The sequence below is a fragment of the Roseobacter sp. AzwK-3b genome, assembly GCF_000170875.1.
Lineage (GTDB): Bacteria > Pseudomonadota > Alphaproteobacteria > Rhodobacterales > Rhodobacteraceae > Roseovarius > Roseovarius litoreus.
On record NZ_ABCR01000003.1, the window covers coordinates 149,681 to 161,692 of the forward strand.

Sequence of the window (12,012 nt, forward strand, 5' to 3'; positions counted from 1 at the left end):
GCCCGACGCTGGCGCCTGCGGGTCACGGCTTGCCTGTCTCAGGATCGGACCATCAGACGTCTCAAGCGCCTGTCAGCCCGCATTTGTGTACGAGATGGACACAAATTGCGGGCCAACAGCCAAGTTTGGTCCCAAACGCGTGTAGGTTTCGTACGGATCGTACGACCTCAGTCCGTGGCGCGCTGCGCCTCGATCTCGCGCCAGCGGGCGACGTTTCGGTTATGCTCGTCCAGCGTGATCGCAAAGGCATGTCCACCCGTGCCATCGGCCACGAAAAAGATGTAATCGTTGCTCAGCGGATTGACCGCCGCCTCGATGCTCGCGCGCCCCGGATTGGCGATCGGCGTGGGCGGAAGCCCGTCAATTACGTAAGTATTCCAAGGGGTTTCGGCCCGAAGCTCACTTCGCCGCAGCCCCCGGCCCAGCACGCCCTGACCCTCGGTGATGCCGTAAATCACCGTCGGATCGGTCTGCAACCGCATGCCCCGGTTCAGGCGATTGACGAACACGCTGGCCACCTGCCCGCGCTCTTCGGCGACGCCGGTTTCCTTCTCGATGATCGACGCAAGGATTAACGCCTCGAACGGGCTGTCCAGCGGCAGCCCCTCCTGCCGCTCCTCCCAGGCTTGGGCAAGGATAACATCCTGAGCCTGACGCATTCTTTCGACCACGCTGGCGCGTGTGTCGCCGTCCCGTACCTCGTAACTGTCGGGCGCAAGACTGCCTTCGGGCGGGATCTCGTTAACCTCTCCCTCCAGCACGTCCACCGCCGCCAAACCTTGCATCACCTGCCAGCTCGTGACCCCCTCGGCCACCGCGATCCGGTACCGCGTGTCGGCTTTTTCCCGAACGGTTTCAAAAGCTTCCGGTACGTCGCCCTCGCCGGGGACAAAGGCGGCCTTCTCGACATAGCGGTTTGTGGCCGGGTCCAGTTCGCGCACTTCGATCTCGGCATCGGTCACACCGATTCGATAGACCACCTCGGTCCCGCAGGTGCTCGCCCCTCCGCGGGTGATGATGTCGGAGATCTCCGACATGCTTGCGCTTTCCGGAATGAGCCAGCTACCAGCCTTCAACAGACTGTTCTTGTTGGCATAATCCACGCCGACCCGGAAAATCGTACCGTTGGAAATCGCCCCTTCCTGCTCCAGCTCGCGCGACACCGCCCGCATGTTGCTGCCCCGCTCCACCCTCAGGCAGATCGGTTCATCCAACGGGCCTTGCGCGGTGTATTCCGATTGGCCCCACAGGATCACACCACCTACAAGGAAAACCAGAACAACAAGGAAAGTCAGGAAGTTAGAGGCAATATGCCGCCACATCAGCGCGGTTTCCCAAGACACAGACAGGCATTCGTGCCCCCGAATCCAAAGCTGTTCGAGATCGCGACATCGATTTTCCGCTCCCGTTTCGCGTTCGGCGCAAGATCAAGCACCGTCTCCACCGCCGGGTTGTCCAGGTTGATCGTCGGCGGCGCCACATCATCGCGCACCGCCAGGATCGAGAAGATCGCCTCGATCGCCCCAGCCGCCCCCAGCAGGTGCCCGGTCGAGGATTTCGTCGAACTCATCGTCGCCGTGCTCGCCGCATCCCCCAGCAGTCGCTCCACCGCCTTCAGCTCGATCGGGTCAGCCATCGTGCTGGTGCCGTGGGCATTGACGTAATCCACCTGATCCGGCGTCACGCCGGCATGTTTCAGCGCCGCCTGCATGGCCCGGAACCCGCCATCGCCATCCTCGGACGGGGCGGTGATGTGATAGGCATCCCCCGACAGACCATAGCCCAGGATCTCGGCATAGATCTTGGCGCCGCGCGCCAATGCGTGCTCGTATTCCTCCAGCACCACGACGCCCGCGCCCTCGCCCATGACAAACCCGTCCCGGTCCTCGTCATAGGGCCGGCTTGCCGCCTTCGGGTTGTCCGCCCATTTGGTGCTGAGCGCCTTGCAGGCGTTGAAACCTGCGATCCCGATCTCGCAGATCGCAGCCTCGGCCCCGCCCGCGACCATCACATCGGCATCGCCGAACTGGATCAGCCGCGAGGCATCGCCAATCGCATGCGCGCCCGTCGAACAGGCAGTGACGACCGAATGGTTCGGTCCCTTGAAGCCATATCGAATGCTGACCTGACCGCTGATCAGGTTGATCAGCGCGCCGGGAATGAAGAACGGAGACACCCGCCGCACGCCCTTGTCGCGGATGATGAGCGTCGTCTCCTCGATCGAGCGCAGCCCGCCGATCCCCGATCCGATCATCACGCCCGTGCGCAGCTGGCCCTCTTCGTCCTCAGGCGTCCAGCCCGAATCCTTGACCGCCATATCCGCCGCCGCCATCCCGTAAAGGATGAAATCATCCACCTTGCGGCGCTCTTTGGGGGCCATGTGATCGTCAGCATTGAACGTGCCGTCGCTGCCATCGCCAAGCGGCACCTCGCAGGCATATTTCGTCGCCACGTTCACCGGATCGAACCGCGTGATCGTGCCCGCGCCCGACTGTCCGGCCAGCAGGCGTTTCCATGTTTCCTCGACGCCCGAGGCCAAAGGCGTGACCAATCCCAGCCCGGTGACAACCACACGACGCATCATGCTGCCCTTTCCACGTGTTTTCTTCGGTTGCTCTTAACCCGCCTTGCCCCCAAGGGGCAAGAGCACTGCAAGCCCGGCCTGCCCATGGACGCAAGATTGCCGATGCCTTGCCCTCGCGGAGACAGGAACGCTGCCGCTTGCTTGCTGGGCCGCGCATTGGTCCGAGATGTGCCAACGATGTTCCGGAGCCGCACATGAAAAAGGCCCCCGCGCTTGCGCAGGGGCCTTTTGCCGTCAGGCAATGTAGGTCGGCTTAAGAGGCGTCGCTGATGAACTTGACCGCATCGCCGAAGGTCTGGATGGTCTCTGCGGCGTCATCCGGGATCTCGATGCCGAATTCCTCTTCGAACGCCATGACAAGCTCGACCGTGTCAAGGCTGTCAGCACCCAGATCGTCGATGAACGACGCGTTCTCGGCCACCTTGTCTTCTTCCACGCCGAGATGCTCGACTACGATTTTCTTCACGCGGTCTGCGATATCGCTCATGTCTTAATCCTCATCTTCTTTCGGGTCGCTGAACCCGCTTTTTGCCCCTGCCCCAGCCGGGAGGCGGCTTGGTGATGCCCCTTGCCGGGCGATTTTTCGAACCCGTCCACGCGGGCAGCCGAGCGTCTGGTCCGGGGTCACCCGGCCAGTCTGCGCCGCCTATAGCATATGCCGCGCCATTGGCAAATCCTTTCGCAAATGCCTCGCCGCCGGAACGCCCCTCTGTCCGGTCGGCGTTGCATCGACGCCGCATCCGGGCCCTAATCCTCTGAACGAAAACCGAAAACACCGTTTGTCACAGTCTCCGACGGGACGCGCCGCTGGCCTCGCGGGTCGCATCCAAGCTTCGGGCGAGAACGGCATTTATCCGCCACGTTGCCCCTGACGTGCAGCCAGCCGAATTGATTCCCGCGCACAGCCCGGGCGTCAGAGCATCGCCATGCCGCCATTGACATGCAGCGTGGTGCCCGTGACATAGCCCGCCTCGGCGCTTGCCAGATACAAGACCGCCGCCGCGATCTCTTCGGCGCTGCCCATCCGCGCCATCGGAATCTGGGCGTTGATCTTGTCCTTCTGGTCGTCGGTCAGCTTGTCGGTCATGGCCGTCCCGATGAAGCCCGGCGCCACCGCATTGGCGGTGATGCCCCGGCTTGCGACCTCATAGGCGATGGATTTGGTCATGCCGACCAGCCCGGCCTTCGAGGCCGCGTAATTCGCCTGTCCGGGATTGCCCGTGGCGCCCACGATCGAACTGATATTGATGATCCGCCCCCACCGGGCCTTCATCATCGGACGCATCACGCCACGGCACAGCCGCATCGCCGAGGTCAGGTTCACATCCAGCACTTGCGACCATTCCTCGTCGGACATGCGCATGAAAATCTGATCCCGGGTGATGCCTGCATTGTTCACGAGGATATCGACCGATCCCATTGCCTCGATCGCCTGCTTGGGCAGCGCCTCGACCGCCTCTGCGTCACCGAGGTTGCAGGGCAGGACGTGCGCGCGCGCGCCCAAATCGGCCGCCAGCGCCTCGAGCGGTTCGGTGCGCGTACCGCTCAACCCGACGGTTGCTCCGGCTCCGTGCAGCGCCCTTGCGATCGCGCCACCGATGCCGCCCGATGCGCCGGTGATCAGAGCGGATTTCCCTGTCAGATCAAACATTCTCGTGCTTCCTTCTGGTCTGGTGCCGGATTTGTCACTGCAAATCCGGACTGAAAAATGCAATTTTTCGCGCCCGGGCTCAGCCGTTCATCGCCGCGACCGCCGCCGCGACATCTTCGGGCGTGCCCACCGCGCGGGTCTCGATGTCACGGTCGATCCGGCGCACCATGCCCGACAGCGCCTTGCCCGCGCCGATCTCCCATGTCTCGGTCACGCCCTGGGTGGCCATATAGAGCACCGACTCGCGCCAGCGCACCGCACCTGTCACCTGCTCCACCAGAAGCGCGCGGATGCGGTCCGGATCGCTTACCTGCTCGGCCACCACATTGGCCACCAGCGGCACCCGCGGCGCGCTGATCGCCACGGCACTCAGCGCCTCGGCCATCGCATCGGCTGCAGGCTGCATCAGCGCGCAATGAAACGGCGCGCTGACCGGCAACAGCATGGCGCGCTTTGCGCCACGGTCCTTGGCCATCGCGACTGCGCGCTCCACCGCCCCGCACTGCCCCGAGACGACCACCTGACCGGGATCGTTGTCATTCGCCGCCTCGCAGACCTCGCCTTCGGCCGCATCCGCCGCCAAGGCGCGCACCGCCTCCAGATCGAGCCCAAGGATCGCGGCCATCGCGCCCACACCCACCGGCACGGCCTTCTGCATCGCCTCGCCCCGGATGCGCAGCAGCCGCGCGCAATCGGCCACGCTCAACGCCCCCGCCGCCGCCAGCGCCGAATATTCCCCAAGCGAGTGGCCCGCCACCATCGCGGCGGCATCGATCGTGATGCCTTCGGCCTCGAGCGCGCGCATCGCGGCAAGCGACGTGGCCATCAGCGCAGGCTGGGCATTCTGCGTCAGCGTGAGGTCATCCTGCGCGCCCTCCCAGACCAGCGCGCTCAGCTTTTCCCCAAGCGCCTCATCCACCTCGTCGAAAACCGCCCGCGCGGCAGGATAAGTCTCGGCCAGGGCCTTGCCCATCCCGATGGTCTGCGCCCCTTGTCCGGGGAATACGAATGCTCGGCTCATCTGATCGTCTGCCTCCCTGATCTTGCGCCCCCCGGATAGCGCGCCTCGCGCCCGGAGGCAACGACCAACACCCGCGCACGTCGCCTGTGCGCAGGCGGGCATTGTTCCTGTCCAAAGCCCGGCTAGATTGGCCTGCAGACGCAACCGACAGGAGCCAAGTGATGCCCACCAGCAACTCCAGCACGACCTATGGCAGCGTGACCAAGACCTTCCACTGGCTCACTGCGCTCCTGATCCTTGCCGTCATTCCATTGGGGTTGATCGCCAATGATCTGGCCTATCAGATACGCAATCCCGATGCCTCCGCATCCGAGGCGACCGTGCGGCTGGCCACCACGCTTTTCTCGGCCCACAAGACCCTCGGTCTTGCCGTGTTCTTCGTGGCGCTGGCGCGTATCGGGTGGGCCATCAGCCAGCCCAAGCCGGGCCTTCTGAATGGTGACAAGCGCGCCGAGGCGTGGTTGGCCGAAACCGTGCACTGGCTGCTTTACGGCTCGCTGGTGCTGGTGCCCTTGTCGGGCTGGGTGCATCACGCCGCCACCACGGGCTTTGCGCCGATCTGGTGGCCTTTTGGGCAAACCCTGCCCTTCGTGCCGCAAGACCCGCATCTGGCCGAGATTTCGGGCGTTGTGCATTTCGTGCTTCAATGGGTGCTGGTCGGCGCGATCACGCTGCATGTGGCGGGCGCGCTCAAGCATCACGTGATCGATGGCGATGCCACCTTGCGCCGGATGCTGCCCGGCCTGAACCCCGCGCATCCCACCGCCAGGCAACCCGGGCATCTCCTGCCCTTCGTGACGGCTCTTGCGGTCTGGGCGGCGGTTCTGGGCGGTGCCGGTGCCTTGGGCTGGTTCTCCAAGGGGGCGGGTGCCGCGGGCATGGCCACTCTGGCCGCCGTCGACAGCGAATGGCAGGTTCAGCAAGGCACATTGAACATCGACATCACGCAGATGGGCAGTCAGGTCACCGGAAGCTTTGCCGACTGGACCGCCGAGATCAGCTATGCCGAGCAGCCCGATGCGAACGGGCGGCATGGTGACGTGACGGTGACCATATCCATCGGATCGCTCACCTTGGGATCGGTCACCGATCAGGCCATGGGCAAGGAGTATTTCAACGCCGAAAACTTCCCCACAGCCACCTTCCAGGCCGATATCCTGACCACTGAGACCGGCAAACTGGCGCGCGGCACGCTGACGATCAAGGATCAGTCGGTCCCTGTCGAGATGCCGTTCGACCTGAGCATCGACGGCGACACCGCCTCTGCCAGTGGCGGGCTGAGCGTGGATCGGCGCAACTTCGGGATCGGCGGCGATGGCACGGACTCTCTGGGCGCGACCGTCGATATCAGCTTCGATCTGACCGCCGCGCGCGGCTGATCGCGCGCCATTCCATCGACACCAACGAAAAAGGCCAGCCCAAGCCGGGCTGGCCTTTCATCTTGTGAAACTGCCGCTGGCTTACTGCGCCTTGCCGGCCTCGATCGAGATCATGACCTCGACCTCATCGCTGACCGCGGGGGCGAACTGGCCCACGCCGAAATCCGAGCGCAACAGCGTGGTTGTCGCATCGAACCCGGCCCAAGGCTGGCCGTTCTTCATCGGGTGACCTTCGACCTTGTTCAGCTTGGCATCCAGCACGACCGATTTGGTCACGCCATTCATTGTCAGATCACCAGTGATAAGCGCCGTATCCTCGCCCGTCACCTCGATCCCGGTGGAGGTGAAGCTCACCATGTCGCCCTCGGCCGCGCCGAAGAAATCATCGGACATGAAATGCTCGAACCGCTTTTCCCAGCCGGTCAGCATCGACCGCAACGGCATCGATACGTTCACCGACGAATTGGCCGGGTTTTCCTGATCGAACATGATCTCGCCCTCGAAGCCCGAGAACATTCCGAACGTGGTCGAATAGCCAAGGTGGTCATACGAGAACACGATCTGGCTGTGGCTTGCGTCCAGCTCATAGGTCTCGGGGGCGGCAAAGGCGGCACTTGCACCAAGCGTCAATGCTGCGGCCAGAAGGGTCTTTCTCATTGCAATTCTCCCTGTAGGGTTGTGTAAAATGCGTGTAAAGCAAACGTGGGGCGTCCGCTACAGCGGACAATCCCCCAGAATTCAACAAAATGTGTGGATCAGCGAACAGATGTGGCGCGGGTTTTCGCTTGGCGCGGGTCGCTCACGCCCGAAGATCGAACACCCGGCACAGTTGATCGTGCAACCGGCGATCGGTCACCCGCACCGAAACCAGCTCCTTGCCGCCAGCGTCGCGCACCGAAAAGAACCCGTTATCCAGCGTCGCCTCCTGCAAGCTGTCCAGCTGATGAGAGGCCGCGACGCGCGCGACGCCCCTTGCGTCGCGCTCCATCAGGCGCAGCTCGCCCCGGGCCCGGTCGACGTGAATTTCGGGATCGGCGCGGTGACTGCCCAGACAGGAAAGACAGGTCAGACCGGCCACCACCGCCACAGCCGAGATAAGCAGCTTTATCAACTGCATCGCGTAATCGCCCGGCTCTCCCGGCATCATCCACAGGCCCATGGCCGACATCAGGAACGCTGCACCCAGACACATAAGCCCCGCGCGACGCAGCGCGAAACCGGGCTTGTATCCACTTGCGGGGACGCCGTCTTGTATCTTCGCACGATACTGATCGGAAAAGGCAACCATTGCTCGACCTCATTCTTCTTACTCGTGAACAATTCAACTTCGGTATTCAAACCATCCAAATCGGGCAGGTTTGGGGCGCCTGCGCGGAGAAATCTTGCATCTGCACCGCCCCGGTCGGCAGGCCTTGCCACGCAGCGCAATCCATCGTAAGGACCGGCTTCCTTTCGCAAAACGATTTGAACCGCGCAGTCTCTCGTGGTGGGGCAGCGGAAGGGTATGACCCCGCCTATGAAATGCGCCTTGAAAAAAGTGGAGATCACATGCCGCTCTACGAGCATGTATTCATCGCGCGCCAGGATCTGTCCAACGCGCAGGCCGAAGGCCTTATCGAACATTTCGGTACCGTTCTGTCCGACAACGGCGGCAAGATCGTCGACAGCGAGTACTGGGGCGTCAAGACGATGGCCTACAAGATCAACAAGAACCGCAAGGGGCATTACTCCTTCCTGAGAACCGACGCACCCGCGCCGGCCGTGCAGGAAATGGAGCGCCTGATGCGTCTGCACGACGATGTGATGCGCGTCATGACCATCAAGGTCGACGAGCATGCCGAGGGTCCCTCGGTCCAGATGCAAAAGCGCGACGAACGTGAACCCCGTCGCGAGCGCCGTTGATATTCGCCTGAAGAAAGGACACTAAACCATGGCTGCAAAACCGTTTTTCCGCCGCCGCAAGGTCTGCCCCTTCTCGGGCGACAACGCACCTGCGATCGACTACAAGGACACGAAACTGCTCCAGCGCTACATTTCCGAGCGCGGCAAGATCGTCCCGTCGCGCATCACCGCCGTTTCGGCCAAGAAGCAGCGTGAACTGTCCCGTGCCATCAAGCGCGCACGGTTCCTCGCCCTGCTCCCCTACGCCGTGAAGTAAGGAGAGAGCATCATGCAAGTTATCCTTCTCGAACGCGTGGCCAAGCTGGGCCAGATGGGCGAAGTCGTCGACGTCAAGCCCGGCTTTGCGCGCAACTACCTGCTGCCGCAGGGCAAGGCGCTGACCGCTTCCGAAGCCAACATCAAGGGCTTTGAGAACCGCAAGGCACAGCTCGAGGCGCACAATCTCGAAAGCCGCAATGAAGCCGAGAAACTGGCCGAACAACTCGACGGTCAGCAATTCATCGTGATTCGCCAGGCATCCGACGGCGGCAACCTCTATGGCTCCGTGTCGACCCGTGACGCGGCCATCGTCGCCACCGAGGCCGGGTTCACCATCGACCGCAAGCAGGTTCTGATCCGTCAGCCGATCAAGACCCTCGGTCTGCACGAAGTCGAGGTGCATCTGCACCCCGAAGTCGACGTGACCATGCTGCTCAACGTCGCCCGCTCCCCCGAAGAAGCCGAGCTTCAGGCCTCCGGCAAGACCATTCAGCAGGTCGCCGCCGAAGAAGAAGAAGCCGCGGATTTCGAGATTGCGGAACTCTTCGACGATATCGGTGGTGCAGCGTCGGACGACGACGACCTCGCCGAAACCGGCGAAACGGCCCGCCCTGCACAGGACGACGAAGAGCGCTGAGCCGCCTCGCACCAGAGTATACCAAAGGGCCGCATGGGATCATGCGGCCCTTTTTGTTTGTCTCACACGCGGTCCGCCACCGACTTGCCGCCTGCAGGTGCATGGATGGGCAGGACGCGCGCTCTGGCGGGCCATCTGTCGCGCCCGGCCCCACTCAAGCCGCGCGGCTCTAGAACGAAAAAGGGCCGCTCCGTCAGATCGGAGCGGCCCATCGTGGTCCGGCGCGGTCTGAAAGACCGATTGCGCCTTATTCCTCGTCCATCGCCTCAACGGCCTTTTCAAGCTCGTCCTTGGTGCTCTCTTTTTCGGTGACCTGCGCCAGCTCGGCGACATAGTCGATCACCTTGTCCTCGAAGATCGGCGCGCGCAGCTGCTGGCGCATCTGCGGATTGTTCTGCACGAATTCGAAGAACTGACGCTCCTGCCCCGGATATTGGCGGGCCTGCTGCATCACGGCTTGGGTCATCTCGGCATCGGTCACCTCGACCTCGGCTTTCTGACCCAGATGGGCCAGCAGAAGGCCAAGACGCACGCGGCGCTCGGCCAGCTTGGTGTGCTCTTCGGTCGGCTCGATCTCGGGGTGATCGTGGCCCTGCACCTCGGGGTTTTCCTCGTGCCAGAGCTGATGGGCGATCTGGTTGGCCTCGGCCTCGACCATGCTGGGGGGCAGATCGAAATCGACGAGCTTGTCCATCTCGTCCAGCAGATGGCGCTTCATCACGGCGCGCGCGGCGCCGGCATATTCGGCTTCCAGACGCTCCTTGATCTGATCCTTCAGCGCATCAAGGCTTTCGGCGCCGTATTTCTGGGCCAGATCATCGTTGATCTCGGCCGCGACCGGCTCCTTGATTTCCTTGATCTTGCATTCAAAGACGGCATCCTTGCCGGCCAGATGCGCGGCCTGGTACTCATCGGGGAACTTGACGGTGACGTCCTTTTCCTCGCCGACCTTCACGCCGACCAGCTGATCCTCGAAGCCGGGGATGAAGCTGTTCGAGCCAAGCGCCAGCGGATAATCCTCGGCGCTGCCCCCTTCGAAGGCCTCACCATCCACCTTGCCGACGAAATCGATCACAACCTGATCGCCGTCCTTCGACTTGGAGCCTTTCTTGCGGTCCTTGAAGTCCTGTGCGCTCTCGGCAAGGTTCTTCAGCGCCTCGTCAACGGCTGCGTCATCGGCCTTAGCGACCAGTCGCTCGACCTTGATCGCCGACAGATCGACCTCGGGGATCTCGGGCAGAGCCTCATAGGACATCTCGATCTCGACGTCGTCGCCCTCTTTCCAGTCCTCGTTTACCATCTTGACCGCAGGCTCTGCTGCAGGACGCTCGCCTTTTTCCTCGAAATGGGCCGACATCGCGCCGTCCACGGCTTCCTGCATGGCCTCGCCGAGCACCCGCTGGCCAAACTGCTTTTTCAGCAGCGCAAGCGGCACCTTGCCCTTGCGGAAGCCCTTCAACGCCACATCCGGCTGAGCCTCTTTCAGCTTTTCGGTTACCTTGTCTTCCAGCTCCTGCGCTGTCAGGATCATCTTGTAGGCGCGCTTCAGGCCTTCGTTCTGGGTCTCGGTGACTTGCATGAGCTTCCTCGCATAAGCTGACAGGGCGCCCGAACGGCGCCCCGATGAAATTTTCGTCTTACTAGTTTGGCCCCGAGGCAGGATCAACCCTGAATCAGCACGCAAGCGGTGCAAGGCACACGCCCCTTCGGCCAGATCCATGAGGGCGTCCGCCGCCCCGGCCATGGCCGCCCTTTGCTCAGGGATCACTGGTGCGGGTGGAGGGACTTGAACCCCCACGCCTTGCGGCGCCAGAACCTAAATCTGGTGCGTCTACCAATTCCGCCACACCCGCCAGTTTCACGCGGCCTGCCAGCAGGTCAAGCATGATAGAGCGGTCTCTAGCAAAGCCGCATGCCGGATGCGAGTGGAAAAATCATCTCAACTTTAATGCAGTGCCTCACAAAAAGGAGGCGACATTTACCAATTATTGTCATAACTTGGTCTAAAATGAGGCAGTAAAAAGTGAGAAACGCCATGAAACCGAAAACGGTCGGGCGGATCGCGGATGGTACCCCCTCCCGAATCCCGAGTGACACCACTGGCCTTTTGGCCCATTCCATCATCCTCACCTTGGACGGCGCAAAGCCTGTGGGCCATGTGCAGGCGGGTGACCGCGTCATAACCCGCGACAGCGGCATGGCCATCGTAAAGGCGGTCCATAGGCGCCAAATCCGAACAGCTGCGGTGCGCATCGCCGCCGGCTCTCTGGGTCAAAGCCGCCCCGATCGCGACGTGACCCTTCCGGCTCGCCAAATGGTGCTTATGCGCGACTGGCGGGCTCAGGCGCTGTTCGGCAAACCCCAGGCGCTGATCCCGGTTTCCAGTCTGGTCGATGGCGAATTCATCCGACTTCAGGACGATGTTCCCATGACAGTCTGTGATCTTGAATTCGACCGCCCGCATATCCTCTATGTCGACGGCATTGAAGTGGCCGGGTATTTCCCACAAGCCGCTAACGCCGCCGCCTCCGCCGCCGCCTGAACCCAAAGCCTTCTACCCGGATCACGACGGGGGCTGGC

13 protein-coding genes and 1 tRNA gene are annotated in these 12,012 nt (G+C 62.6%); 5 read left to right on the top strand and 9 right to left on the bottom strand.

Translation table 11 applies throughout. The features are described 5' to 3' along the window. Nucleotides 1-167 precede the first annotated feature (167 nt). The 5 genes from mltG to fabD all read right to left on the bottom strand — a co-directional run bounded on the left by mltG (nucleotide 168) and on the right by fabD (nucleotide 5,256). A complete protein-coding gene (gene mltG / locus RAZWK3B_RS07025; protein ID WP_007813570.1) occupies nucleotides 168-1,322 on the bottom strand; it encodes an endolytic transglycosylase MltG in 1,155 nt (384 codons plus the stop codon). Then, the gene (gene fabF / locus RAZWK3B_RS07030) at nucleotides 1,322-2,581 is read right to left on the bottom strand and encodes a beta-ketoacyl-ACP synthase II (RefSeq protein WP_037295317.1); all 1,260 of its coding nucleotides are present in this window, start codon (nucleotides 2,579-2,581) and stop codon (nucleotides 1,322-1,324) included. Before fabF ends, mltG begins: the two co-directional genes overlap by 1 nt. A 256-nt stretch (nucleotides 2,582-2,837) precedes the next feature. Continuing rightward, complete coding sequence (locus RAZWK3B_RS07035) at nucleotides 2,838-3,071, bottom strand: acyl carrier protein (RefSeq protein ID WP_007813575.1); 234 nt, start codon at nucleotides 3,069-3,071, stop codon at nucleotides 2,838-2,840. Nucleotides 3,072-3,497: 426 nt separating this feature from the next. Further along, complete coding sequence (gene fabG, locus RAZWK3B_RS07040; RefSeq protein ID WP_007813577.1) at nucleotides 3,498-4,235, bottom strand: 3-oxoacyl-[acyl-carrier-protein] reductase; 738 nt, start codon at nucleotides 4,233-4,235, stop codon at nucleotides 3,498-3,500. Between the two features lie 79 nt (nucleotides 4,236-4,314). Beyond that, complete coding sequence (fabD, locus tag RAZWK3B_RS07045) at nucleotides 4,315-5,256, bottom strand: ACP S-malonyltransferase (RefSeq protein ID WP_037295235.1); 942 nt, start codon at nucleotides 5,254-5,256, stop codon at nucleotides 4,315-4,317. Between the two features lie 161 nt (nucleotides 5,257-5,417). On the opposite strand from fabD, the gene RAZWK3B_RS07050 reads away from it, so the two are divergent. Beyond that, nucleotides 5,418-6,635, top strand: coding sequence for a cytochrome b/b6 domain-containing protein (locus tag RAZWK3B_RS07050; protein ID WP_007813580.1), 1,218 nt, complete (start codon nucleotides 5,418-5,420; stop codon nucleotides 6,633-6,635). An 81-nt stretch (nucleotides 6,636-6,716) separates the two neighbouring features. On the opposite strand, the gene RAZWK3B_RS07055 is transcribed toward RAZWK3B_RS07050, so the two are convergent. Both RAZWK3B_RS07055 and RAZWK3B_RS07060 read right to left on the bottom strand, forming a co-directional pair. Continuing rightward, nucleotides 6,717-7,292 (bottom strand): YceI family protein, encoded by a 576-nt coding sequence (locus RAZWK3B_RS07055; protein ID WP_007813581.1) that lies wholly within the window; start codon nucleotides 7,290-7,292, stop codon nucleotides 6,717-6,719. Nucleotides 7,293-7,434: 142 nt separating this feature from the next. After that, nucleotides 7,435-7,923 (bottom strand): hypothetical protein, encoded by a 489-nt coding sequence (locus RAZWK3B_RS07060; protein WP_007813583.1) that lies wholly within the window; start codon nucleotides 7,921-7,923, stop codon nucleotides 7,435-7,437. Nucleotides 7,924-8,183: 260 nt separating this feature from the next. On the opposite strand from RAZWK3B_RS07060, the gene rpsF reads away from it, so the two are divergent. Genes rpsF through rplI form a run of 3 tightly spaced genes read left to right on the top strand, consistent with a single transcriptional unit; the run spans nucleotide 8,184 to nucleotide 9,432 of the window. Continuing rightward, nucleotides 8,184-8,537 carry a 30S ribosomal protein S6 gene (rpsF, locus tag RAZWK3B_RS07065; RefSeq protein WP_037295318.1) on the top strand — a complete coding sequence of 118 codons (354 nt, stop codon included), beginning with the start codon at nucleotides 8,184-8,186 and terminating at the stop codon, nucleotides 8,535-8,537. 28 nt (nucleotides 8,538-8,565) lie between these two features. Next, nucleotides 8,566-8,793, top strand: a complete 228-nt coding sequence (gene rpsR, locus RAZWK3B_RS07070) for a 30S ribosomal protein S18 (protein WP_007813591.1) — start codon at nucleotides 8,566-8,568, stop codon at nucleotides 8,791-8,793. A gap of 12 nt (nucleotides 8,794-8,805) precedes the next feature. Further along, the gene (rplI, locus tag RAZWK3B_RS07075) at nucleotides 8,806-9,432 is read left to right on the top strand and encodes a 50S ribosomal protein L9 (protein WP_007813593.1); all 627 of its coding nucleotides are present in this window, start codon (nucleotides 8,806-8,808) and stop codon (nucleotides 9,430-9,432) included. 247 nt (nucleotides 9,433-9,679) lie between these two features. Here rplI and tig read toward each other — a convergent pair whose 3' ends face one another. Both tig and RAZWK3B_RS07085 read right to left on the bottom strand, forming a co-directional pair. After that, nucleotides 9,680-11,011, bottom strand: a complete 1,332-nt coding sequence (gene tig / locus RAZWK3B_RS07080; protein ID WP_007813595.1) for a trigger factor — start codon at nucleotides 11,009-11,011, stop codon at nucleotides 9,680-9,682. Between the two features lie 189 nt (nucleotides 11,012-11,200). Continuing rightward, nucleotides 11,201-11,285: transfer RNA gene (locus tag RAZWK3B_RS07085), tRNA-Leu, on the bottom strand. Nucleotides 11,286-11,467: 182 nt separating this feature from the next. Between RAZWK3B_RS07085 and RAZWK3B_RS07090 the strand changes: the two genes are divergently transcribed. Further along, nucleotides 11,468-11,974, top strand: a complete 507-nt coding sequence (locus tag RAZWK3B_RS07090) for a Hint domain-containing protein (RefSeq protein ID WP_007813597.1) — start codon at nucleotides 11,468-11,470, stop codon at nucleotides 11,972-11,974. Nucleotides 11,975-12,012 lie beyond the last annotated feature (38 nt).